This window comes from Amycolatopsis sp. WAC 01376 (assembly GCF_003947415.1).
Classification (GTDB): domain Bacteria; phylum Actinomycetota; class Actinomycetes; order Mycobacteriales; family Pseudonocardiaceae; genus Amycolatopsis.
Map to the genome: position 1 here is coordinate 926,916 of NZ_QHKL01000002.1, position 23,446 is coordinate 950,361.

A 23,446-nucleotide genomic window follows, 5' to 3' on the forward strand; every position below is an offset into this window, starting at 1 on the left:
CGCCGCGACCCGAAACTGTCGGTGGCCATCTCTAACGTCGGAGGGAGTCGCCGTTCCCCAGCCGAAGGAGCCCGAAATGACCGGCTCGATCCTGCAGCACACCGCCACGACCACGCTTCGCATCCCGGTGCGCGGCCCGTTCGACCTCGACAAGTCCATCCGGTTCCTGACCGACTTCCCGCCCGCGTGCCGCGCGGACGCCGCCGCCGAACCCGGCACCCTGCGCTTCGCCTTTCCCGCCGAAGCGGGCTGGGTGCACGTCGGCGCGGCCGTCAGACAGAGATCGCCCGGCTCGATCGAGGTGGAGGTCTTCGCCGAGGAAGGTCTCGCCGTCGAGGTCGGCGCCCAGGTACGCCGGATCCTTTCGGTGGACGTCGACGGCGTCGGCTTCGCCAAGATCGGCGCCGCGGATCCCGTGGTGCGCCGCCTGCAGCAGACGTTCCCCGGGTTGCGGCCCGTGCTGTTCCATTCGCCCTACGAAGCGGCCTGCTGGGCGATCCTGAGTCACCGCGCGCGGATGTCGCAGGCCGCCACGGTGAAACGACGGCTCGCCGAGGAGTTCGGCAGGCCGGTGGACGTCGGCGGGAAGATCCTCAGGTCGTTCCCGGCCCCGGACGTGCTGGCCGGGCCCGAGGCCGGGCGTGGCCTGCCGGAGGTGAAGGCCGAGCGGTTGCGCGCGGTGGCCAACGCCGCCAAGGACGGTCTGCTCGACGCCGCGTATCTGCGTGCGATGCCGGTCCCGGACGCGCTGCGCTGGTTGCAGCGGTTGCCGGGGATCGGACCGTTCTCGGCGCAACTGATCCTGATCCGGGGCGCCGGGCATCCGGACGTCTTCCCTGCGGGCGAACCCCGGTTGCAGGAGGCCATGCGGGCCGCGTACGACCTGCCGATGGCGCCGCCCGAGGAGCTGGAGGAGCTGTCCGCGGTGTGGCGGCCGTTCCGCAGCTGGGTGGCCTTCACCCTGCGCAACGACCGGGAGTTTCGCACGCGCGAGATCGGGGGTTCGATGACCGCCTGACACAGGACATATCCGGCTTGTGGTGAGCTGGTGCGGTGAGCGCGTCTCCCGCCGAAACGTTTTCCGACATCGCCCAGTCCACCCCGCCCGGCACGATCACCCTGGTCACCGGTGGTCTCGCCCTGCTCGTGGTGCTCTCGGGCAGGCCTTGGCGGATCGCCCGCAACCTGATCACGCTCGTCCATGAGGCGGGTCACGCGGTGGCGGCGGTGCTGGTCGGCCGTCGGCTGCAGGGCATCAAGCTGCACTCGGACACCTCCGGGGTCACCGTCTCCCGTGGCAAACCGGAGGGGCCGGGCATGGCGTTCACCGCGCTGGCCGGGTACCCGGCGGCCGCCGTGCTCGGGCTGGTGTTCGCGGGGCTGCTCTCGTCGGACCTGATCACCGTCGTGCTGGTGGTGATGGCGCTGATGCTGCTGGGCGTGCTGGTGATGGTGCGCAACACCTACGGCGTGTTCACCGTGGTCGCCAGCTCGGTGGTGCTCGGGCTGGTCGCGCTGGTGGCGCCCTCGTGGTTCCAGGCGATCTTCGTCTACCTGCTGACCTGGTTCCTGCTGTTCGGCGGCGTCCGGCCGGTGGTCGAGCTGCAGATCAAACGGCGCCGGGGTGCGGCGAGGGATTCCGACGCCGATCAGCTCGGCAGGCTCACCGGGATGCCCGCGGTGCTGTGGGTGCTGGTGATGGCCGTGCTGACGGTGAGCTGTCTCTTCGCGGGCGGGTTGTGGCTGCTGGAGCCGACCGTCGCCTGACCGGGGCGGTACGGCAGACTGATGGCTCGTTCCGCGCGGAAGGAGTCACCAGATGGACGAGGTCGCCAAGGCCGTCGAGGAATGCGCTCGATCGGCGAAACGGGCCGCACCGTCGCTGGCCGCCCTCGCCGCCGAGGCGATCGACGCCGCGCTGAACGTCATGGCCGGCAAGCTGGTCGAGCACGCCGATGTCGTGCTCGAAGCGAACCAGGCCGACATCGCCAAGGCACGCGAGGACGGGATGAGCGCGGGTCTGCTCGACAGGCTCACCATCACCCCCGAGCGGCTGACCGGCATGGCCGAACAGCTCCGTCTCCTGGCGGGCGCGCCGCATCAGGAGCGGTCCGTCGATGTGTCCACTTTGGACGGAGGGCTGCGGCTGGTGGAACGCCGCCGCCCGGTCGGTGTGATCGGCGCGAATTACGAGGCGCGGCCGAACGTCACGGTCGACGTCGCCTCGCAGCTGGTGAAGTCGCGCAACGGCGGCGTGCTCCGCACGGGTTCCGCCGCGCTCGGCTCGGCCCAGCGCCTGCGCGAGACCGTGATCGCCCCCGCGCTCGCCGAGGCAGGCATCGACCCGGACGTCATCCAGCTGGTGCCGCGCGCCGAACGCGAAGCGGCTTCCGCGCTGGTCCGGTTCCCGGCGCTCGTGCCGCTGGTCATCCTGCGCGGCAGCGGTGACAGCACCAGGGCGCTGGCCACCGAGGCGGCCGTCCACGGCGTACGCACGCTGGCCCACGCCGATGGCGGCGGCGTGCTGTACGTCGACGAGGCCGCCGACACCGACAAGGTGCGCGACCTGGTCTTCAACAGCCTCGACCGGCTCGGCGTCTGCAACCGGCTGAACCTGCTGCTGATCCACGAAGACGCCCACGACCGCGTCTGGCCCGGCATCTCCGGCGCGCTGGCCGAACGCGGCGTGACCCCTTCGCTCGCCCCGCACGAGCACGCCATCGGCTACGAATGGGCCCTCGACTCCGACCGCGAAGCAACCGTCACCGTCGCGAAGGTCTCGGGCCTGCCTGAAGCGGCGGAGATCGCCAACGAGCGCACCTCGGGCCTGGCCGCCGGCATCGCCACCGAAAGCAGCGAAGCCGCCGACGCGTTCTTCGACGCCTACACCGGCACCGGCGTCTTCTGGAACGCTCCTACCCGGCTGCTTGACGGCTTCAAGCTCCTCGCCGTCCCCGAGACCGGCATCAACCTGGACAAGGTCCCCGGCCCGCGCGGTCCGGTCACCTACACCGATCTCTACGTGCGGCAGTACGCCGTGCTGCCCGCCTGACCTCGCGCTGGTTCCCTTCACGGATGTCATGAAAGGGTCGTTCAGGACAAAAGATGTCCTGAACGACCCTTTCATGACACTGGGGCTTCCGCGGCCGCAGAAGCGATAGCAAAGGTCCCTTGCTCTCCCGGCGGGAGCTCAGCGCCGCCGGTGCTTGGACCGGGGCCGCGGCTGAGGCGGCAACGACTCGGCGGTGGCGTCCTCGACGTCTTCCGGAGCAGGCGCGGCAGCAGGAGTGGCGTCAGCCAGGCCCAGCATCTCCGCGGCAAGCTGCTGCGAAGAGGCGAACATGCCCGAAGGCCGTTCCCGCGCCCGGCGCAGGGAGGAAGGCCGCAGCCGGTTGTATCCCCGCACCGACACCGGCCGCCGCGTGCGAACCTCGTATTCCGGGAAGTCCGACAGCTCCGTGGCGAGTTCCTTGTCCACCAGGATGGTGCCCGGCCGCGCGGTCGAGGTGAGGCGGGCGGCGAGGTTCACGACCGAGCCGTAGACGTCGCCGAACCGGCTGAGGATCCGGCCCGAAGCGAGGCCCGCGCGCACGGCGGGCAGGGTTTCGTCGGCGTCGGCGCGTTCGGACAGGGCGAGGGCGATCTCGGCGCCGTCGACGGCGGAATCGGCGACGAACAGGACCTCGTCGCCGATCATCTTCACGATCCGCCCGTGGTGGTCGGCGACCACCTCGGTGGCGACGGATTCGAACCGGTCGAGAATGTCGGTCAGCCGCTCTTCGTCGACCTGCCTGGTCAGCCGGGTGTAGCCGACCATGTCGACGAACCCGACCACCTCGGTCCTCGTTTCGAGGTCCTCGTCGGGAAGGGCCATCGCCCGGCCGGCGTAGGCCGCGAGGTGGCGGCGCCAGACGAACTCCTGGATCTTCTCCAGTTCGGGCAGCAGCCGTTCCACGAGCCGCCCGATCTGCCGTTCGCTGCTGCCGATCTCCTTGTTCTCGGTGATCATCGTCCACAGCATGTGGACCTGCCATTCCGCGAGCCGCGAAAGGTGCTGGCCCAGCGCGCGGGTCACGGCCAGTTCGATGCTCGGGTCGATCAGCCCCGAGTTCATCAGCTGATCCGCGGTGCGGATCGCTTCGATGTCGGCGTCGGTGAAGACGACCTCGTCGTCATCGACGGTCGCGAAGCCCAGCGCACGCCAAAGCCGCCGAGAACGTTCCTCGGGAACGCCTGCCTTCTCGGCGACTTCGAGCCGGGTGTACTTGCGCTTTCCGCCGAGCAGGATCCGTTCGAGGCGCTGTTGCAGCGCGTCGGCCGAGATCTCGCCGGGTTCGGGCATCAGGTGGTGTGGACGATGAGCACGTCCACCCCGGACTTTCGCGCGACTTCGGACGGCACGGAGCCCAGGATGCGGCCCGCGAGGGTGTTCAGCCCGCGGTTGCCGACCACCAGCAGGTCCGCGGAGCGCTCGGCGACGACCTTGCGCAGCGAGTCGACCGGGTCGCCGACGACAGCGGCGGTCTCGATGTTCTTCGCGCCGGCCTTCGCGGCCCGGTCACGGGCGGACAGGAGGGTGTCCTCGGCCGGTGCCGAGCCCACCACCTGGTACGCCTCGTCACCGAGGACGTCCTGCGCCTTCTCCACGTCGCCCTTGTTGGCGGGGTAGTAGGCGCACACGACGACCAGGGTCGCTCCGGAATCCCCGGCGACACTCGCCGCCCGGTCGACCGCGGCGAACGAGGAATCCGATCCGTCCGTGCCCACGACCACGGTCCGATATGCAGCCATCCGCAACCTCCACCGATCTGACAGCCCGCACCTGCGTGCGAGCAGCGACGATAACCGCTCGGCGAGTGGCTCGCAGGCCGTCGTGAGAGCGGTCGGGTGGAAAGGTTACTCGCCAGTCGGTTTCTGCGCTGCCGCAGGTCGCGGTGAAGGCTTCGCGCCGGATGTGGCCTTCGGCACATCGGCCGTCCGCAGCTGCACGGTGGCTTCCGAGTCGGGTGACGGCTTCGCCTTGAGCTCCGCGGGGATATGCGGTTCGTCGCCGAGCACGTGCGTCGCCTCGGCGAGCGCGGTCCGTGCGGTGCGGACCTGCTCGGCAAGGCTGGAGCGCACCTTGCGGAGCGCTTCCACCCGTTCGGTGGCCTGGGTGATCCGCCGGTTGGACTCCTCGGTGGCCTGCCGGACGCGACGGCGTGCCTCGTCGGCCGCCTCGGCGAGCCGGGCGTTGGCCTCGGTGATCGAGTCCTGCTTGCGCTTGTTGGCGTCCGCGACGGACTCCCGCTGACGGCGTTCGATGTCGGCCTTGGCCGTCGTCTCCTCTTCGAGCACCTTCGCGCGGATGGCGGCGGCGTCCTCGGTGGCCTCGCGGACGCGGCGGGCGGCCTCGGCCTTGCTCGCGGCCTCCTGCTCGGCCAGCGCGTGCATGGCCTCGGTGCGGCGCGACGCCATCGCGATCTCGAAGTCCTCTTCGACCTGCGTGCGGCGCTGCTGCGACTCGGCGTCGAGCTTGTCGCGCTCGGCCTTCGCCTTGTCGATGATGTCCTTCGCCTCGGCGCGGGCCTTCTCGAGCACACCGCGGTGCTCGGCCTCCATCTCCTTGCGGCGGAGGTCGAGCTCGTTGAGCAGCTGCTCGTAGCGGGCACGCATGGCGCTCGCGTCGGTCTCCGCCTTCGCCCGGATGTGCCCGGCTTCGGCTTCCGCGCGCGCCTTGGTGTCGGCTGCTTCGTCCTGCGCGAGCCGCAACATGCGCTGCAGGCGCTCGGAAAGGCCTTCGACACTCGTCGGCGGCTGGGCGAGCCTGTCGACCTGCCCGCGCAGGTCCGCGATCTCGCCGCGCGCGATCTCCAGCTGCCGTGCCAGGTCGCCCGCCTGTCCGATGGCGGCATCGCGATCGGCGGTGAGCATCTTCAGATCGGCGTCCAGCCGTTCGAGATGTTCGTCGACCTGCGCACGGCTGTAACCGCGCTTCGCCACGTCGAAGCCGGCTCCCAGCGGCACTAGCTCCCGTTCCTCGCCAAGGCTCATCCTTCTACCGTAGTCGAGCTGGAGTCACGGAAGGGTGAGCACCCACGCAACGCGCGGCGAAAGCGCGTTCTGGCGCGCTAAACGTTCCGGAACGCGTTGATCCCGTCGATGTGCTTTTCGCGCAGCTCGTGGTTCCGGACGCCCAGACCTTCTTCCGGCGCAAGGGCGAGCACGCCGACCTTGCCCTGATGCGCGTTGCGGTGGACGTCCAGCGCGGCCTGGCCGGTGTCTTCGAGCGCGTAGGTCTTCGACAGCGTCGGGTGGATCAGACCTTTCGCGATCAGCCGGTTCGCCTCCCACGATTCGCGGTAGTTCGCGAAGTGGCTGCCGATGATCCGCTTGAGGTTCATCCACAGGTAGCGGTTGTCGAACTGGTGCATGTAGCCCGAAGTCGACGCGCACGTGACGATCGTGCCGCCCTTGCGCGCGGCGTAGACCGAAGCGCCGAAGGTCTCACGGCCAGGGTGTTCGAAGACGATGTCCGGGTCCTCTCCGCCGGTCAGCTCGCGGATCTTCTTGCCGAACCGCTGCCACTCCTTCGGGTCCTGGTTGTGCTCGTCCTTCCAGAACTTGTAGCCCTCCGCGTTGCGGTCGATGATCAGCTCCGCGCCGAGCTTCCGGCAGATCTCCGCCTTTTCGGGGCTGGAGACCACACAGACCGGGATCGCTCCGCCGTTGAGCGCGTACTGCGTCGCGTAGGAACCGAGGCCGCCCGAAGCGCCCCAGATCAGCACGACGTCACCCTGCTTCATGTCGGCGCCGTTGCGCGAGACGAGCTGGCGGTAGGCGGTGGAGTTCACCAGACCGGGGGAGGCGGCCTCTTCCCAGGTGAGGTGGCCCGGCTTCGGCATCAGCTGATTCGCCTTCACGAGCGCGATCTCGGCGAGCCCGCCGAAGTTCGTCTCGAAACCCCAGATCCGCTGCTCGGTGTCGAGCATCGTGTCGTTGTGCCCGTCCGGGCCCTCGAGTTCGACGTTGAGACAGTGCGCGACGACCTCGTCGCCCGGCTTCCAGTTGTGCACGCCGGGGCCGGTCCGCAGCACGACGCCGGACAGGTCCGAGCCGACGACGTGATAGGGCAGGTCGTGACGCTTCGACAGCGGCGAAAGCCGCCCGTAGCGCTCCAGGAACTTGAAGGTCGAGACCGGTTCGAAGATCGAGGTCCAGACGGTGTTGTAGTTGATCGCGCTCGCCATGACCGCGACCAGCGCCTCGCCAGGGCCGAGCTCCGGCGTCGGGACCTCGTCCACGTGCAGCGACTTGCGCGGGTCCTTGTCCCGGCTTTCGAGGCCTTCGAACATGCCTGCCTCGTCCTTGCGCACGGTGACCCCGCGATAGGACTCCGGCACGTCGAGCGACGCCACGGCGCCGAGGTCATCGTTGAGAATGGCCTGCTGGATCTCGCCGATCTGCGTCATCGAAACCTCCGCGATTGGGGGGACGGCGTAGGCGCCACAAATTACTCACCGGTAACCAGGTTCACAACTGTACGAGACGTGGAGCACGTACACATCCCGAAGTGTTATCGACCGGTCTTGACCGGCTGGCCAACCAAGCGGACCATGGGCGGTGGAGACCTCTCCGACCTGCAGGTTCAGCCGATTTTCGGAGGTGAGCACGCATGAACGAACCCACGACGCGCCCTTGGACCCGTCCCCATGACTGGGCGGAGGTGGCCATCGGTGTCGTGGTCGCTCTTTCACCCCTCTGGATGACCACGGACAACACCGCCATGTGGTCGCTCGTCATCCTCGGCGCACTGATCGCCCTCGACGGCCTCGCGTCGCTTGCGATGCCTGGCATGGTCTACGGCGAAGGCATCCAGATCGTGCTGGGCGCGCTGCTGTTCATTTCGCCATGGGTGATGGGATACGCCGACTTCATGGGCGCCTCCTGGACCGCTTGGATCGGCGGCGTCCTGACCGTGGTGGCCGGGGCGGCGGCGATGCCGATCGCACAGGCGACGCACCGGACGGCGGGGCAGCACTGACCCGGAAGGGAACAGCGTGAAAGAGGATTCGGCGAAACAGCGCATCCTGCGAGCCGCGGAGGCGCTTTTCGCCGAATCCGGTTTCGACGCCACGCCCACTTCGCGGATCGCGGAGCGGGCGGGCGTACCGAAAGGCCTGGTGCACTACTACTTCCGGCGTAAGTCGGACCTGCTGGCCGCGCTGGTCGCCGAACTGCCGGACGCCCGGATCGAACCGGCCGTCGTGGTGGTCCCCGGCGACCTCGTGGGCAGCCTCCGCGGCCTCGTCGTCGAACTCGACAGGCGGTTCAACCGCTCCTTGGCGCTGTCACATCTGCTGTGGCGCGAGGCCGACACGCACCGCGCCGTCCGCGACGCGCTGGCCGACCGGTTCCAGCAACTCGTCCGACAGGTGAAGGCGGTGATCGTCGCCGCGACCGGCGGCAAGCTCGCCGCGGCCGACATCGATTCGGCGTCCGGGCTGCTCGCGCGGGCGGTCAGCCACCGGCACGCGACAGCACGGCACACCGAGGACGAGGACCCCGCCGAAATCGATCGCGAGGTCCTCTTCATCGCCTCAGCGTTGACGCGGGGTCAGTGACCGCTCTTCGCGGGCTCCACCAACTCGACGAGCACGCCGCCGGCATCCTTGGGATGGACGAAGTTCACCCGGCTGTCGGAAGTGCCGCGCTTCGCCTCGTCGTAGAGCAGCCGGAGACCCTGCGCGCGCAGTGCCGCCGCGGCGGCGTCCACATCGGACACTCGATACGCCAGCTGCTGCAGCCCGGGGCCGCTCTTCGCGAGGAACTTGCCGATCGCGGAATCGTCGCGCAGCGGCGCGAGGAGCTGGATCGCGGTCTCGGTCCCGGCGGCGCCCGGCGCGCGCAGCATCGCCTCGCGGACGCCCTGCTCCTCGTTGACCTCCTCGTGCGCGACCTCCAGGCCGAAATGCTCGGCGTGGAAGGCGATCGCGGCGTCGAGGTCGGGTACCGCGATGCCGACGTGGTCGATGGCCGTCACGAACGGTTTCAGCGCCTGGTTCATGCAGAGCAGGATAGGTGCGCGGGCGGGCGGACCGGCGTGCGCCGCCTCACACTGGCTCCATCAAGAGACCCGCGACCCGGGTATGGTCGCGAAGACCCCCTTTGCCCTTGCGCCGATGCTTGGAGGACGCCGTGTCCGGTTCCGTGATCCTGGGTGCCGCCCGTACACCGATCGGGCGATTGCTCGGTTCCCTGAAGGACTTCTCGGGCGCACAACTCGGCGGATTCGCCATCAAGGCGGCGCTGGAGCAGGCCGGTGTCTCGCCGGACGCGGTCCAGTACACGATCATGGGCCAGGTGCTCACCGCCGGCGCGGGCCAGATCCCGGCCCGCCAGGCCGCGGTGGCCGCCGGTATCCCGATGAGCGTCCCGGCGCTGACCATCAACAAGGTCTGCCTTTCCGGTCTCGACGCGATCGCGCTCGCCGACCAGCTCATCCGCGCGGGTGAGTTCGACCTGATCGTCGCGGGCGGCCAGGAGTCGATGACGCAGTCGCCGCATCTGCTGCCGAAGTCCCGCGCGGGCTTCAAGTACGGCGACACCACGCTGGTCGACCACATGGCTTACGACGGTCTGTTCTGCGCCTTCGACCAGGTCGCCATGGGCTCGTCGACGGAGAAGTACAACAGCCGCTACGGCATCACCCGCGAGCAGCAGGACGAGTTCTCCGCGCGCTCGCACCAGCGTGCCGCCGCCGCCATCGCGGAGGGCCGCTTCGACGCCGAGATCGCGCCGGTGTCGATCCCGCAGCGCAAGGGCGACCCGGTCGTCTTCTCGAAGGACGAAGGCGTCCGCGCCGACACCACCGCGGAAGGCCTCGCGAAGCTGCGCCCGGCGTTCGCCTCCGACGGCACGATCACCGCCGGTTCGGCGTCGCAGATCTCCGACGGCGCCGCCGCGCTGCTCGTGGCCAGCAAGGCACTGGCCGAGAAACTGGGCCTCACCGCGCTCGCCGAGATCGGCGCGCACGGCGTGGTCGCCGGCCCGGACGCGAGCCTGCACGAGCAGCCGTCGAACGCGATCCTCGCCGCACTGGCCAAGGAGAAGCTGACCGCGGACGCGCTCGACCTCATCGAGATCAACGAGGCGTTCGCCGCCGTCGGCCTGGTCTCCAGCGACAAGCTCGGCGTCAGCGCGGACAAGGTGAACGTCGACGGCGGCGCCATCGCGCTCGGTCACCCGATCGGCGCGTCCGGCGCGCGGCTCGCCGTGCACCTGATCCACGAACTCCGCCGACGCGGCGGCGGCCTCGGCGCGGCCGCTCTCTGCGGTGGTGGCGGTCAGGGCGACGCTCTGCTGCTCCGCGTCCCGTAAAGCCCTTGCCGGTACAGCTGGACATCGACGAACTGGTCGATCGCGCGCGGGACGGCGTCCCCCGCGCGATCGCCCGGTTGCTGTCGCTGGTCGAGGACGCCCATCCGCGGCTGCCCGAGGTCGCGGCGAAACTGACGCCGCACACCGGCAACGCGCGGGTCATCGGACTGACCGGCCCGCCCGGTGTCGGCAAGTCGACATCGACCTCCGCGCTGCTCACCGCGTTGCGGGCGAAGGGATCGAGGGTCGGCGTCCTGGCCATCGACCCGTCGTCGCCGTTCTCCGGCGGCGCGCTGCTCGGCGACCGGATCAGGATGACCGAACACGCGACCGATCCCGGCGTGTTCATCCGTTCGATGGCCACTCGCGGGCATCTCGGCGGCCTTTCGTGGGCGACGCCGCAGGCCGTCCGGGTGCTCGACGCGGCCGGTTTCGACGTCGTGCTGATCGAGACCGTCGGCGTCGGTCAGTCCGAAGTGGACGTCGTGAAACTGGCCGACACCACGGTGGTCCTGCTCGCGCCAGGGATGGGCGACGGGATCCAGGCGGCCAAGGCGGGCGTGCTGGAGATCGCGGACGTGTTCGTGGTCAACAAGGCCGACCGCGACGGCGCGGACGCGACCGTGCACGACCTCAAACAGATGATCTCGTTGGTACGCCGGGAAATTCGCGGCCCGAGCTGGCGTCAGCCGATCGTGCGAACGGTGGCTTCACGAGGCGAAGGCGTCGAGGACGTCGTGCGGGCGTTGGACGACCACCACGATTGGCTGGTCCAGCGCGACGAACTGCCCGGCCGTCGCGCGGCGCGGGCCCGCGACGAGGTCGAGGCGATCGCCTTGCAGCGGCTGCGCGCGGAACTCGTCGACCTGCGCTCCGGCGACCGGCTCACCGAACTGGCCGAACGCGTGGTGGCGCGGACGCTCGACCCGTTCGCCGCGGCCGAAGAACTCATCAAGGACCTTCGCGGCTCGTGAGTGGTAAGTGTCGTTAGAACGACACTTACCACTCACGAGGCTTGACCGGCTCGGCTAGGTGTGAAGGTCGAGTTTCCTCGGCTCAGCCGAGGGAAGGGGGCCTTCACGGACCGGGCCGGACACCAACCGCGGCCGGAACCACGCAGGTACCTAAGCCGCCCTTGGCCCTAACCGTCCTTACCACTCACGAGGCTGGTCAGATTTCGACGTACATCTTGATGTCGCCGAAATCGCTGTCGAGATTGTCCAAATGGGCGACCGCGTCCTCTTTCCAGACCTCGAGCTGGTTCGTCTCGCCGTAGGTGAGCTGTTCGCCGTCGGCCACCTTGTTGGCGTAGTTCGTGATCGTGACGGTCTGGCCCCGGCAGAACTCGACGCGCTCCAGGAACCGGTCGGCCATGTCGGGGTCGAAGACGCGGCCCATCCGGACGTAGCCGTTGTTGATGTGCTCTTCGCAGTAGAAGTGCGCCGCGGCCGAGGCGATCCACTCGGTGAGCGACGCGTCGCGAGGCGGCCACTTCTCCCGGACGTGCGACTTGATCTCTCTGGCGAGGCGGATGACCCGGCGCCGTTCGAGATCGGTCAGCCCGTCCTCCTTGCGGAAGTCGAGGATCATGTCGTCGACGACCTTGGCGAGCCTGTGCATGCGCGGTTTGTCGAGTTCGGCCGGCTTGTCCGGCGGCAGCCCCGCCATGACCCGTTCGTGCACGAGGACGTACTGCGTGTACGCGTACAGGAAGGTCAGGGCGTTCAGCTGCCATTGGTGTCGTTCGGCGATCTCCACGGTTCCGACCCTAACCGCGGACCTACTTCCGGACCTGTGTGAGCGGTGGGGATTCACCCTATGCTCTCCTCTTCGTCCACGGCTGGGAGGCAGGAACCGTGCAGAGGATCGCGAAGGTCTTTGTGGCAGTGCTGGGTGCCGGGCTGATGCTCGCGGCCGGTACCGGAACGGCGGCCGCGGAAGGCACGCCGCCGAAGGTCACCAAGGGGCCGTGCCAGTACACGCGGACGCCGGACGAGCCGGCCGCGCGGCCGGTCCCGTTGCCGCCGGACCCCCGTCGTACGCCGGATCGGGGCAAGGTGCCGGTCCAGCTCAAGACGAATCAGGGCGAGATCGACCTGACCCTCGATCGGGCGAAGGCGCCGTGCACGGTGCAGAGCTTCCTGCATCTGGCGAAGCACCGGTTCTACGACCGCACGACTTGCCACCGGCTGACCGCGTACCCGACGTTGAAGGTGCTGCAGTGCGGTGACCCGAGCGGCACCGGCGAGGGCGGCCCCGGCTACAAGTACAAGGACGAACTGCCCGTCGGCCTGCCGCCCGCGCCGACCGACCCGACCGGCGAGCGCAAGGTGTACTCACGCGGTGTCCTCGCGATGGCCAACGCGGGCCCGGCGACGAACGGAAGCCAGTTCTTCGTCGTGTACGGCGACTCCGCGCTGCGCCCGAACTACACGATCTTCGGCACCGTCGGCCACGAAGGCCTCGAAACCCTCGACGACGTCGCCGCCGGCGGCATCAAGCCGACCCCGGAGAACCCCGCCCCGGTCGACGGCGCCCCCGTCCTGAAGACCGACATCCTCCGGGCGCGCCCCTGGTTCTGCTGATCCCCTCATGCATTTAGTCCTCTGGATGCGGTAGTTGGCAGTGCGTACTACCGCATTCAGAGGACTAAATGCGGGGGTTGTCAGGTGACTTCGAAGATGGCTTCGCGCAGGGCTTGGGTGGCGCCGCCGAAAGCGTGTTTCGCGGCGGCGCCGTACCCGATGATGAGCCCTTCGCGTTGTGGCTCGCCGATCCAGTGGCCGCTGAGCCCCTCGAGCCCGATCGCGCGACGGCGGCAGGCGGCCAGCACCTCCATCTCCCCTGGCAGGTCACCGGGGAACTGGAGCACCAAATGCAGCCCGGCGGAGATCCCCTGCGGCAGCACGGAATCCGGCAGGGCGGCGAGCAGCCGGTCCCGCCGGGAGCGGTATTCGGCGCGACAGCGGCGGATGTGCTGGTCGTAGGCGCCCGATTCGATCAGTTCGGCCATCGCCAGCTGGTCCAGCAGCGCGGGCCGGGCCCCGCTCGCGGCCATCTCCACGCGTACCGATTCGACCAGGAACCGCGGCAGCACCATCCAGCCCAGCCGCAGCGACGGCGCGAGCGTCTTGCTCGTCGTGCCCACGTACACGACCCGTTCGGGTGCCAGCGCCTGCAACGCGCCGACCTGCTGATGGTCGAACCGGAACTCGCCGTCGTAGTCGTCCTCGATGACGACGGCGCCGGTTTCCTCCGCCCAGCGGGTGAGTTCCGCCCGTCGTCCCGGCGCGAGGGTGACGCCCAGTGGGTATTGATGCGCCGGGGTGACCACGACCGCCGGACTGTCCAAAGAGGACACAGTGATCCCGTGGTCGTCGACAGGGACGCCGACCACGCGGGGACCGTTGCGGGCGGCGATGTCCCGGTAGATGTGCAGTGACGGGTTCTCGAACGCGATCTCGTCCGCGCCGCGCGCGTGCAGGACCCGCGCCAGTATCGCCATCGCGTGCGAGAACCCGGCGCACACCAGGATGCGTTCGGGATCGGCGACCACGCCGCGGCTGCGGGCCAGGTACGCGGCGAGCGTCTCCCGCAGTTCCGGCGCGCCGGATTCGGCCGTGTAGTCGAACGCCGACATCGGCGCCCGGTGCAGTGCCCGCCGCATCGCCGCGAGCCAGGCGGACCGGGGGAACGCGGACAGGTTCGGCCTGCCGGGGCGCAGATCCCAGCGCGGCGCCGGGTCGCGGGGGACGGGCCGCGGCGGTGACGCGGCAGCGCGCCCGCCGTCGCGACGCGGGTCGGCGCGCCCTGCGCCGTCCGCAGGTAGCCCTCGGCGGCGAGGTCGGCGTAGACCCTGGTGACCGTTCCCCGTGCCACCCCCAGGTCGTGCGCCAGCGCCCTGGTCGAGGGCACCGCGGCGCCCGCCTGCCAGCGTCCCTCCCGGATGGCCGCGCGGATCGCCGCGGCGAGCCCGGTCCGGCCGCTTTCGGGACGCCAGTCCAGGTGGACGTCCATCCCCGAACTGGACCATGAATCTGCCATGTGACTGGACCATACTCGTGGGCCAGTCGCCGCTAGATTCGACGGCATGACCGAGCGAATCCATGTGGGCAAGCGAGTGCCCGAGATCTACCAGGCGATGGCGAAACTGCAGGCCGAAGTCGAGAAGGCCGCCGCCAACGCCGGTGTCGACCAGAAGACCCTCGAACTGGTGAAGATGCGGTCGTCGCAGATCAACCACTGCGCGTTCTGCCTCGACATGCATTCCCACGACGCGCTGCAGATGGGCGAGTCGCCGCGGCGGCTGTTCGTGCTGCAGGGCTGGCGCGAGACCGAGTTGTTCACCGAGCAGGAGCGTGCCGCGCTCGCGCTCACCGAGGCGATCACGAACGTGGCGACCCTGCACGACGTCCCGGACGACGTCTACGAAGAGGCCACCCGCGTCTTCACCGAGGAGCAGTACCGCGCCATCGTCTGGGAGGCCATCGCGATCAACAGCTGGAACCGGATGTGCGTGACCAGCCACGCGCCGCTGCCCGAGCGCGCCGAATGACGGCGGCTCGGCTGCGGGAACTGCACGTCGCGGGTACGCCGCTGCTCCTGCCGAACGCGTGGGACGCCGACAGCGCGCGTCTCGTGGAAGCCGCCGGCTTCCCGGTCGTGGCGACGAGTTCCTTCGCCGTCGCGAAGGTCCTCGGGTACGAAGACGGGGAAGACGCGCCCGTCGACGAGATGTTCGCGGCGGCGGCGAGGATCGCGCGGGCGGTCTCGGTGCCGGTGACCGTCGACGCGGAAGGCGGGTACGGGTTCGAAGCGGGAGAACTCGCGGCGAGGCTGGCCGAAGCGGGTGCCGTCGGGTGCAACTACGAGGACACCGACCACGCTTCAGGTGGAGTCCGTTCGCCTGCGGCGCAGGCGGAACGGATCGCGGAGTTGCGCGACGCGGCAGGGGACACGCTGGTGATCAACGCCCGCGTCGACGTCTTCCTCGGCGCGTCCGACGAGCGAGCCGTATTGGACGACGCGATCTTGCGGGCGAAGGCGTACTTCGAGGCCGGGGCGGACTGCGTCTACCCGATCCTGGTGAAGTCGCCGGACGTGCTCGGCGATTTCGTGCGGGCGGTCGCGTCGGGGGCGGTCAACGCCTCCCCGGTGCCTGGAGGCCCCGATCTCTCCGCGCTCGCCGCACTGGGGGTGGCGCGGATCTCGCTGGGTACCGGGCTGTGGAAGTCGGTCCGCGCGGATATCCGCGCGAAACTGGCCGAGCTGACGGCGGGCAAGCTGCCTTACTGAAGTGGGAACCGGGACGGTGCGGCCGGGGGCGTTGGATGCCGGCCGCACCGTCCCGGCGACTAGTGGGCGACGGCCTTTTCGGCGCCGACGCCGGTGAGGGAGCGGACCTCCATCTCGGCGTACTTCTTCTGGTTGTGCTCCTTGGACAGCACGGTGCCGAGCCAGCCGAGGAAGAACGCGACGGGGATCGAGACGATGCCGGGGTTGTCGAGCGGGAACCAGTGGAAGTCGACGCCCTGGATCATCGAAGCGCTCTTGCCGGTCTTGGCGTCGACGGGCTTACCCGAGACGGCCGGCGAGAAGACGATCAGCACGATGCAGACCGCGAGTCCGCCGTAGATGCTCCACAGCGCGCCCTGGGTGTTGAACCGCTTCCAGAACAGCGAGTACAGGATCGTCGGCAGGTTCGCCGACGCCGCCACCGCGAACGCGAGTGCCACGAGGAACGCGATGTTCTGCCCGTTCGCGAGGATGCCGCCGAGGATCGCGACCGCGCCGATCACCAGCGCGGTGATCCGGGCGACCTTCACCTCCGAGGCCGGACTCGCCTTGCCCTTCTTGATCACGTTGGCGTAGACGTCGTGCGCGAACGACGCCGACGCGGTGATCGTCAGACCCGCGACCACGGCGAGGATCGTCGCGAAGGCGATCGCCGCGATCAGGCCGAGCAGGACCGGTCCGCCGAGTTCCAGCGCCAGCAGCGGGGCCGCCGAGTTCACGCCACCGGGCGCGGCCTTGATCTTGTCCGCGCCGACCAGCGCGCCGGCACCGTAGCCGAGCACCAGGGTGAACAGGTAGAAGAGGCCGATCAGGCCGATCGCCCACACCACGGAACGACGGGCTTCCTTCGCCGTCGGCACCGTGTAGAAGCGCATCAGGACGTGCGGCAGGCCCGCGGTTCCGAGCACCAGCGCGATACCCAGCGACAGGAAGTCGAGCTTGGTGGTACCAGTCTTGCCGTACTGGTTGCCCGGCCCGAGCAGTGCTTCACCGGCGCTGCCCGCCCTGTCCACGGCGCCTTGCAGCAGCGAGGAAAGGTTGAAGCCGTACATGCCGAGCACCCACAGCGTCATCACGAGCGCGCCGACGATGAGCAGCGCCGCCTTGATGATCTGGACCCAGGTGGTGCCCTTCATCCCGCCGATGAGCACGTAGGCGATCATGATGATGCCGACGATCACGATGATCGCGGCCTGCCCGGCCTTGCTCTCGATCCCGAGCAGCAGCGCGACGAGACCTCCGGCACCGGCCATCTGCGCCAGCAGGTAGAAGAACGAGACGGCCAGCGTGGACGTCGCCGCCGCGGCCCGCACCGGCCGCTGCTTCATCCGGAACGCCAGGACGTCGCCCATGGTGAACTTGCCGGTGTTGCGCAGCAGTTCCGCGACCAGCAGCAACGCCACCAGCCACGCCACCAGGAATCCGATGGAGTAAAGGAAACCGTCGTAGCCGTAGACGGCGATGGCGCCCGCGATCCCGAGGAACGACGCGGCGGACAGGTAGTCGCCCGCGATGGCGACGCCGTTCTGCGGACCGGTGAACGCGCGGCCCGCAGCGTAGTAGTCCGACGCCGTCTTCGAGTTGCGGCTGGCCCGGAACACGACGAAGAGCGTGACGACCACGAAGAGGCCGAAGATGGTGATGTTGAGTACGGGGCTGCTGCCCTCGACTCCGGCGGCGAGGGTCATTTGGTCTCACTCTCGAGGTCCGTGCGGATCTTCTCCGCGATGGGGTCGAGTTTCTTGTTCGCGTAGCGGACGTAGAGCCCGGTGATCACGAAGGTCGAAACGAACTGCAGCAGACCGAAGACCAGGCCGACGTTGATGTTGCCGACCAGCTTCGTGCTCATGAAGCCGTGCGCGTAGTCGGCGAGCAGCACGTAGAGCAGGTACCAGACGAGGAACAGCACCGAGACCGGGAAGACGAACCGGCGCAGCCGCGCACGCAACTCCTTGAACTCGGGGCTGTCGTGGGCTTTCTCCCAGTCCGTTTCAGGCGGACTGGGAGCGTTCGTTTCGGTACTCATCGTGCTCTCCTTGCGCCGCGAATGTGTTCCGCGACACGTTAAGGAGAGGTCAAGGCGACCGGAACCTTCAGCGGTTCAAACGTCTGCCGAGACGACGAACGGTCGACGAACGGTGGTCGGACCACGACGAAGGGGTTTCGGCTGTGCGATCGTCCAGATGCAGCCGCAACATGGCGGCCGTCGACCAGGCGGGTGGCCTGCCCCGCAAGGAAACCACGATCATTACTCCGAATGCCAGCGGAACCGACCACGGCGCCGGCTGCGACACCAGGATCGCGGGCAGCCCGCTCAGGCTCGGGACGAACAGCGCCACCAGGATCGAGCCCGAAGACGCGACGAGCCCGGCGAGCACGCCGCTGATCGCGCCCGCGGCGGTGAGCCGGTTCCACCAGATGCCGAGTACCAGCAACGGGCAGAACGTCGACGCGGCCACGGTGAAACCCCACGTGACGAGGACACCCGCGTCCAATCTGGCGGACGGCAACGCGAGCAGGACCATCACCGCGGCCGCCCCGAGCACCGACCAGCGCAGTCTCCGCAGGCCGCCGGGCGCGAGGTCGTACGCGACCGCGCCGGAGATCACCAGCAGCAGCCCGAGCGACGTCGCCAGGAACGCGGCGAACGCGCCCGCCGTCAGCAGTCCGGTGAACAGCGACCCCGCCCAGCCGTCGTCGACCTGCGCCGGCAGCGCGACGACGACGGTGTCCGTCGCGCCGGAGACGTACAGTTCGGGCACCAGCACCCGGCCGAGGACGCCGTAAACCCCTGGGAACAGGTAGAAGACGCCGAGCAGGGCGACGGTGATCGCCGCTGTCCGGCGCGCGGCGCGGCCGTCCGGGCTGGTGTGGAAGCGCATCAGGACATGCGGCAGGCCCATGGTGCCGAGCATGGTGGCGATCAGGATCGCCCACGTGCCGAGCAGCGGATAGCCATGGTCGCCGAGGTCGAGCAGCGGCCGTTGCCAGTCCGGGCCGCCCAGCGGGGCACCGCCCCGGACGGCGGGAACCGGTGTGCCCTCGGCGAATTCCAGGGTCTGCCCGCTCCTGGCCACCAGTTCCCCCGGCGGCACGACGTGCTTTTCCGGGGTGAGCAGGGTGGTCGGCTCGCGCAGGGTCAGTGTCACGTCGATCTCGAAGGACAGCCGGGTGTCGCGGGCGAAGTGGGTGAACTCCACCGGGTGCACCGAAGCCGACCGTTCTTCCGGGGAGACCTGGGAGACCAGCCAGATCGCGGGAATGAGGAACAGCAGCAGTTTCAGCACGAACTGGAAGGCCTGGACGTAGGTCGCCGCGCGCATCCCGCCGAGCGCCAGTGTCGCGCTGACGGCGGCGCCCGCGATGACGACACCGACCCAGTACGGCGTGCCGCCGACAGCGGTCAGCACCAGCCCCGCGGTCCGGAATTGCGGGACCAGGTAAAGGGTTCCGATCACGAGGACGACGACGGCGGCGAGGCGGCGCAGGGCGGGGGAGGCCAGCCGGGCTTCGGCGAAGTCCGGGACGGTGAGCGCGCCGGAGCGCCGCATCGGTGCCGCGACGAGCACCAGCATCGCGATGTACCCGGCGGTGAACCCGACGGGGTACCAGAGCGCGCCGATGCCGTCCTTCACCACCAGCCCCGCCACCCCGAGGAACGACGCGGCGGACAGGTATTCGCCGGAGACCGCGGCCGAGTTGACCAGCGGCGAGATCCGGCGCGACGCGACGAGGAAGTCCGACGTCGTGCGCATGGCCGCGACGCCGCGCAACCCGATCAGCAGGGTGATCAGCACGACCGGAGCCACCGAGAGCGCAGCGACCACTAGTCGTCCTCGATCTTTTCCGCGCGGCGCAACTGCCACCACGAAAGCAGCGCCATCGCCGGATACGGGAGGATCGCGATCATCAGCCAGGACAGCGGGATATCCAGCAGCCGCACCGAATCCAGCCCGGGGAACACCCCGAACACCAGCGGGAGCCCGAACACCAGCCCGGCCATCCCGGCCAGCGCGGGGAGCCCGCGACGGCGCTGGGCGCGGTAGAGCGCGTCCGCGCGTTCGGCGTCGCCCGCGGCCAGCCGGGGGACCCGCCAGCGTCCGCGCGAACGGCGCCGCGAATGCGCGAGCCGGGTCTGCGGGCTGGTGACGGCGACCCGTTTGACGCGGCTCACCGGGGGATTCCCCGGCCGAGTTCGCCACGTTGCGCGGCGGCGAGCAACCGGTCGCGCAGGTCACGCGCGTGGCGGCGGCTCACCGGCACGTCACCCGCTTCGGTATGCGCCAGCAAGCCGCCGGTGGTGTCGCTGCGCAGTTCGAGCACGGCGTCCACGGCGAGCAGGAAACTCCGGTGCACGCGGGTGAAACCCGTGCCCTCCCAATACTCTTCGAGCCGGGAGATGGGCATGCGCGTGACGTGGACGCCGGATTTCGTGTGGAGCCGGACATAGTCGCCGTGCGCCTCGACGAACTGGACTTCGTCACGGCGGACGTACCGCGTGCGCCCGCCGGATTCCACCGGCAGCGCCGACATCGCGTCCGGCGCCGGTTTCGGCTCGTCGGCCTGGTTGCCCGCCATCCGGACCACTTTGGACAGTGCGGCGGACAGCCGTTCCGCGCGGACCGGTTTGAGCAGGTAGTCGACGGCGCCGATGCCGTACGCGGCCACGGCGTGACCGTCGTGCGCGGTGACGAACACGATCACCGGCGGCCGGTTGAGCCGCGCCAGCAGCGAGGCGAGTTCCAGCCCGTCGAGCCCCGGCATGGAGATGTCGAGGAAGACGGCGTCGAAATGGTCACCCTGCAACAGCTTGAGCGCGTTCAGCGCGTCACCGGCCGCGACCACCTCGGCGACTTCCGGTGCCTCGCGCAGCAGGCTGCACAGCTCGTCGAGGGCGGGCGGGACGTCGTCGACCGCCAGCACCCGCAGCCCGTTCGTCACGGCAGCACCCCCGGCTGGAATCGGGGCACCCGCACCACGACCCTGGTGCCCGCGCCGGTCTCGGTCTCGACCGTCAGTCCGTACCACGGCCCGTAGACGCTGCGCAGCCTTCTGTCCACATTGGCCAGTCCGACGCCGCCGTCTTCGCCGCGGCGGGCCAGGATCGCCGCCGCGCGTGCGGGGTCCATGCCGACACCGTCGTCCTCGACGCTGATCACGCAGTCGTTCCCTTCCGCCATTCCCTGAACCTGGATGAACCCCGCCTCGGCGCGTGGCTCGATCCCGTGCCGGATCGCGTTCTCCACCAACGGTTCCAGCACGAGGTACGGCACCGCGACGGCCAGCACCTCCGGCGCCACCCGCACCTGCACCCGAAGCCGCTCGCCGAGCACCGCGCGCTGCAGCGCCAAGTACGTCTCGATGGCGCCGAACTCGTCGGCGAGCATCGTGTACTCGCCGTGCCGGGCGACGCTGTAGCGGGTGTACTCGGCGAAGTCGAGCATCAGATCGCGGGCGCGGTCGGGGTCGGAGCGGACCAGCGAGGAGATCACGGTGAGCGCGTTGTAGACGAAATGCGGCGAGATCTCGGCCCGCAGCGCGCGCAGCTCCGCCTCCGCGGCCTGCTCGGCGGAGGCCTCCAACCTGCCGCGTTCGAGCGCGTGGACGACGAGTTCGGCGGCCTGGCGGGCGACGGCGGTCCTTCCTTCGATGACCAGGAGGACACCGGCGAGTTCGTCGTGGACGTGGAGCGGCAGCGCCACCAGCCCGGGCTCGGACACCGGAGTCTCGGAGTGGAGTACCTCGTCGAGCGCCGAGACCACGACGTCGTCCGCCGCCGGGCGGCCGGACCAGATCAGCGAGCCGGAAAGGTCGGTCAGCCCGAGACCGGGGACACCGAACAAACGGCGGAGGCCGTGCGTGGCGTGGCGCGCGCGGGGCCCGGCGAGGCCGTCCATGAGATCGTCGGAGACGCGCTGGGCGGCCACGAGCACCGGCACCGGATCCGCGCTCACGGCAGGACGCCAGGGCAGACGCGTGCTCATCGGCCACCTCCTTCCGCGACGTCGAGGACTGGATCCTAACGTCGGTGCGGGGTTTCGGCGGTTACGCTCCGGGCATGGTCACTGGGGATGCCGTGGTGCTCCGGCTGGACGTCGTGATGCGCCGGCTCGCGTGGGCGGGGTTCGTGGTGTTCAGCGTGGGCGGCGTGGTGGCCGTCGTTCTGTCGCTGTTCTCCCGCTCGGTTTCCGGGGTGGTGTTCAGCCTGCTCAGCGTGGGTTTCGCGGGGCTGATCCTGCTCGCTCTGCGGCGGTCTGCCACCTTCTTGACGGTGTCCGCTTCGGGCTTCGAGGTGGCGGGTCAGTTCGCCGTCGGGTGGACCGAGGTGCGGCGGCTGCGCGTGTGGCGGGAGAAGCGGCGGGTGGGGCGGTGGATGCACTGGTGGCACTACCGGCTGTCGTGGATCGGGTCCGGGCCGGAGGACCTGCTGGAGGACGGCGAGTACGTGTACGCGCTGGGTCACCTGGGTGGGGGCGCTGCGCTGTACGCGGCTCTCACGCGTTTCGCTCCGGCTGGGGTGGTGGAGTTCGCGGAGTGAGCGGGTTCCGGATGTCAGGAAAGGGTCGTTCAGGACGTTTTTCGTCCTGAACGACCCTTTCCTGACATCCGGGGCTTCACGGCTGCGGGCCGCGGCCCGGCAGCGGGACCGGACATCGGCACCGACACCGCGCTCGAACGCGGCCCCTCGACCGCGGGAGCGAGCCACTCCCGGATGCTATGAAAGGACCGTTCCTTGCAAATTTTGCAAGGAACGGTCCTTTCCTAGCGGTACCGAAGCGCGTCAGCAGCTCTGCTTGTAGAAGTACTGGGCGTTCGCGTCCATGTTCGCCTTGGTGATGGAGTGCAGCGAAGCGGTCAGGTTGCGCGTCACCGGCTTGCCCTCCAGGGCCGCGATGGCCTGCTGCACGCCCTGCTGCCCGATGGCGGCGGGGTCCTGCGCGATGAGGCCCTGGTACTCGCCCTTCTTCAGGCCCTCGATCTCCGACGGCGACGCGTCGAAGCCGATCAGGTTGACCGCGCCGATCTTGCCCGCGTTCCGCAGGCCGGTCGCGGCGCCCTCACCGGTGTTGAGGTTGGTCGCGAAGATGCCGATCAGGTCCGGGGTGGACGCCAGCGCGGCGGTCACCTTGGACGCGGCCTGGTCGGGCTCGTTCTGGGTGAACTGCACGCCCGCCGACTTCAGGTTCGGGTAGTTCTTCAGCTCGTCCTCGAAGCCCTTCGCGCGGGTGTTCGTGGTCGAGGTGCCCGCGATGGTGTCGAGCACCAGCACCGAGCCGGTCTTGCCCGCGGCCAGTTCCGCCATCGTCTTGGCGGCGAGCTTGCCGCCCTCGGCGTTGTCCGAGGAGATCGACGACTCCGCCACGCTGGTGTCCTTCAGCGCGGTGTCGACCTCGATGATCTTCGCCCCGCGCGTTTTGACCTGCTGGATCGGCGCGAGCATCGCCTGCGCGTCGGTGGGCGCGATGAGCAGCGCGGCGGGCGGGTTGGAGCCCAGCGCGTTGACCAGCTGGGTCTGCATGGCCGCGTCGAACTTTTGCGGGGCCTGCGTGGTGAGCTCGTAGCCCGCCTTCTTGGCCTCGGCTTCGGCACCGCACTGCATCGAGATGTAGAACGGCTCGGCCTGCACGCCCGGGATGAGCGACAGCTTCTTGTTGTTGGTCTTGGCACCGGAGTCACCGGAGGGCGACTCGCCGACCGTGCCACCGCCGCAAGCGGTCAGCAGGAGAGCGGCGGAGACGGCGGCACCGGCGACGAGCAGGGTCTTCTTCATGGGGATAGCACCTCTTTGTGC

24 protein-coding genes and 1 pseudogene are annotated in these 23,446 nt (G+C 69.4%); 11 read left to right on the forward strand and 14 right to left on the reverse strand.

Translation table 11 applies throughout. The annotated features are described in order from the left end of the window. Positions 1 to 76: 76 nt before the first annotated feature. The 3 genes from DMH03_RS13695 to DMH03_RS13705 are packed head-to-tail and all read left to right on the forward strand — an operon-like array spanning position 77 to position 3,052. Positions 77 to 1,018: a DNA-3-methyladenine glycosylase gene (locus DMH03_RS13695; RefSeq protein WP_125792358.1), complete on the forward strand. Its 942-nt coding sequence runs from the start codon at positions 77 to 79 to the stop codon at positions 1,016 to 1,018. Between the two features lie 35 nt (positions 1,019 to 1,053). Further along, positions 1,054 to 1,767, forward strand: coding sequence for a M50 family metallopeptidase (locus tag DMH03_RS13700; protein WP_125792359.1), 714 nt, complete (start codon positions 1,054 to 1,056; stop codon positions 1,765 to 1,767). A 52-nt stretch (positions 1,768 to 1,819) separates the two neighbouring features. Then, a complete protein-coding gene (locus tag DMH03_RS13705) occupies positions 1,820 to 3,052 on the forward strand; it encodes an aldehyde dehydrogenase family protein (protein ID WP_125792360.1) in 1,233 nt (410 codons plus the stop codon). A gap of 138 nt (positions 3,053 to 3,190) precedes the next feature. On the opposite strand, the gene DMH03_RS13710 is transcribed toward DMH03_RS13705, so the two are convergent. The 4 genes from DMH03_RS13710 to ccrA form a co-directional block, all read right to left on the reverse strand. After that, positions 3,191 to 4,342, reverse strand: coding sequence for an adenylate/guanylate cyclase domain-containing protein (locus DMH03_RS13710; protein WP_125792361.1), 1,152 nt, complete (start codon positions 4,340 to 4,342; stop codon positions 3,191 to 3,193). Then, positions 4,342 to 4,791 (reverse strand): universal stress protein, encoded by a 450-nt coding sequence (locus DMH03_RS13715; protein ID WP_125792362.1) that lies wholly within the window; start codon positions 4,789 to 4,791, stop codon positions 4,342 to 4,344. The genes DMH03_RS13710 and DMH03_RS13715 overlap by 1 nt, the downstream gene beginning before the upstream one ends. Before the next feature lie 105 nt (positions 4,792 to 4,896). Further along, entirely contained in the window at positions 4,897 to 6,033 is a 1,137-nt protein-coding gene (locus DMH03_RS13720) for a chromosome segregation protein (RefSeq protein ID WP_199748858.1), read from the reverse strand. Positions 6,034 to 6,110: 77 nt separating this feature from the next. After that, the gene (gene ccrA / locus DMH03_RS13725) at positions 6,111 to 7,451 is read right to left on the reverse strand and encodes a crotonyl-CoA carboxylase/reductase (protein ID WP_125792363.1); all 1,341 of its coding nucleotides are present in this window, start codon (positions 7,449 to 7,451) and stop codon (positions 6,111 to 6,113) included. A 203-nt stretch (positions 7,452 to 7,654) separates the two neighbouring features. Between ccrA and DMH03_RS13730 the strand changes: the two genes are divergently transcribed. Both DMH03_RS13730 and DMH03_RS13735 read left to right on the forward strand, forming a co-directional pair. Further along, on the forward strand, positions 7,655 to 8,023 hold the full coding sequence (locus tag DMH03_RS13730) for an SPW repeat protein (RefSeq protein WP_125792364.1): 369 nt from the start codon (positions 7,655 to 7,657) through the stop codon (positions 8,021 to 8,023). A 16-nt stretch (positions 8,024 to 8,039) separates the two neighbouring features. Next, positions 8,040 to 8,603, forward strand: coding sequence for a TetR/AcrR family transcriptional regulator (locus DMH03_RS13735; protein WP_125792365.1), 564 nt, complete (start codon positions 8,040 to 8,042; stop codon positions 8,601 to 8,603). Here the strand turns inward: DMH03_RS13735 and mce are convergent. Continuing rightward, positions 8,597 to 9,046, reverse strand: a complete 450-nt coding sequence (gene mce, locus DMH03_RS13740; RefSeq protein ID WP_125792366.1) for a methylmalonyl-CoA epimerase — start codon at positions 9,044 to 9,046, stop codon at positions 8,597 to 8,599. The genes DMH03_RS13735 and mce overlap by 7 nt on opposite strands. Positions 9,047 to 9,177: 131 nt before the next feature. On the opposite strand from mce, the gene DMH03_RS13745 reads away from it, so the two are divergent. Both DMH03_RS13745 and meaB read left to right on the forward strand, forming a co-directional pair. Next, positions 9,178 to 10,359, forward strand: a complete 1,182-nt coding sequence (locus tag DMH03_RS13745; protein WP_125792367.1) for an acetyl-CoA C-acetyltransferase — start codon at positions 9,178 to 9,180, stop codon at positions 10,357 to 10,359. Positions 10,360 to 10,364: 5 nt separating this feature from the next. After that, entirely contained in the window at positions 10,365 to 11,333 is a 969-nt protein-coding gene (gene meaB / locus DMH03_RS13750; RefSeq protein WP_125792368.1) for a methylmalonyl Co-A mutase-associated GTPase MeaB, read from the forward strand. Between the two features lie 196 nt (positions 11,334 to 11,529). Here meaB and DMH03_RS13755 read toward each other — a convergent pair whose 3' ends face one another. Beyond that, positions 11,530 to 12,117, reverse strand: coding sequence for a hypothetical protein (locus DMH03_RS13755; RefSeq protein ID WP_125792369.1), 588 nt, complete (start codon positions 12,115 to 12,117; stop codon positions 11,530 to 11,532). A 146-nt stretch (positions 12,118 to 12,263) separates the two neighbouring features. Between DMH03_RS13755 and DMH03_RS13760 the strand changes: the two genes are divergently transcribed. Beyond that, complete coding sequence (locus DMH03_RS13760) at positions 12,264 to 12,944, forward strand: peptidylprolyl isomerase (protein ID WP_125792925.1); 681 nt, start codon at positions 12,264 to 12,266, stop codon at positions 12,942 to 12,944. An 80-nt stretch (positions 12,945 to 13,024) separates the two neighbouring features. Here the strand turns inward: DMH03_RS13760 and DMH03_RS13765 are convergent. Then, positions 13,025 to 14,403: pseudogene (locus DMH03_RS13765) on the reverse strand (PLP-dependent aminotransferase family protein). Positions 14,404 to 14,449: 46 nt separating this feature from the next. On the opposite strand from DMH03_RS13765, the gene DMH03_RS13770 reads away from it, so the two are divergent. Together DMH03_RS13770 and DMH03_RS13775 are read left to right on the forward strand one after the other, a co-directional pair. Next, the gene (locus tag DMH03_RS13770) at positions 14,450 to 14,914 is read left to right on the forward strand and encodes a carboxymuconolactone decarboxylase family protein (protein ID WP_125792370.1); all 465 of its coding nucleotides are present in this window, start codon (positions 14,450 to 14,452) and stop codon (positions 14,912 to 14,914) included. Next, a complete protein-coding gene (locus DMH03_RS13775; protein WP_125792371.1) occupies positions 14,911 to 15,654 on the forward strand; it encodes an isocitrate lyase/phosphoenolpyruvate mutase family protein in 744 nt (247 codons plus the stop codon). The genes DMH03_RS13770 and DMH03_RS13775 overlap by 4 nt, the downstream gene beginning before the upstream one ends. A gap of 59 nt (positions 15,655 to 15,713) precedes the next feature. On the opposite strand, the gene DMH03_RS13780 is transcribed toward DMH03_RS13775, so the two are convergent. From DMH03_RS13780 to DMH03_RS13805, 6 genes are all read right to left on the reverse strand, one after another. Next, complete coding sequence (locus DMH03_RS13780; protein ID WP_125792372.1) at positions 15,714 to 17,342, reverse strand: cation acetate symporter; 1,629 nt, start codon at positions 17,340 to 17,342, stop codon at positions 15,714 to 15,716. Next, on the reverse strand, positions 17,339 to 17,680 hold the full coding sequence (locus tag DMH03_RS13785) for a DUF485 domain-containing protein (RefSeq protein ID WP_125792373.1): 342 nt from the start codon (positions 17,678 to 17,680) through the stop codon (positions 17,339 to 17,341). The genes DMH03_RS13780 and DMH03_RS13785 overlap by 4 nt, the downstream gene beginning before the upstream one ends. A gap of 67 nt (positions 17,681 to 17,747) precedes the next feature. Further along, entirely contained in the window at positions 17,748 to 19,481 is a 1,734-nt protein-coding gene (locus DMH03_RS13790; protein ID WP_125792374.1) for a cation acetate symporter, read from the reverse strand. Continuing rightward, positions 19,481 to 19,828, reverse strand: coding sequence for a hypothetical protein (locus DMH03_RS13795; RefSeq protein ID WP_125792375.1), 348 nt, complete (start codon positions 19,826 to 19,828; stop codon positions 19,481 to 19,483). The genes DMH03_RS13790 and DMH03_RS13795 overlap by 1 nt, the downstream gene beginning before the upstream one ends. Then, a complete protein-coding gene (locus tag DMH03_RS13800; RefSeq protein WP_125792376.1) occupies positions 19,825 to 20,595 on the reverse strand; it encodes a LytTR family DNA-binding domain-containing protein in 771 nt (256 codons plus the stop codon). Before DMH03_RS13800 ends, DMH03_RS13795 begins: the two co-directional genes overlap by 4 nt. Beyond that, a complete protein-coding gene (locus DMH03_RS13805; protein WP_199748859.1) occupies positions 20,592 to 21,638 on the reverse strand; it encodes a sensor histidine kinase in 1,047 nt (348 codons plus the stop codon). Before DMH03_RS13805 ends, DMH03_RS13800 begins: the two co-directional genes overlap by 4 nt. Before the next feature lie 74 nt (positions 21,639 to 21,712). On the opposite strand from DMH03_RS13805, the gene DMH03_RS13810 reads away from it, so the two are divergent. After that, positions 21,713 to 22,192 (forward strand): hypothetical protein, encoded by a 480-nt coding sequence (locus tag DMH03_RS13810; RefSeq protein WP_233611499.1) that lies wholly within the window; start codon positions 21,713 to 21,715, stop codon positions 22,190 to 22,192. Positions 22,193 to 22,435: 243 nt separating this feature from the next. Here the strand turns inward: DMH03_RS13810 and DMH03_RS13815 are convergent, their stop codons facing one another. Next, positions 22,436 to 23,425, reverse strand: a complete 990-nt coding sequence (locus DMH03_RS13815) for an ABC transporter substrate-binding protein (protein ID WP_199746387.1) — start codon at positions 23,423 to 23,425, stop codon at positions 22,436 to 22,438. Between the last annotated feature and the right edge of the window lie 21 nt (positions 23,426 to 23,446).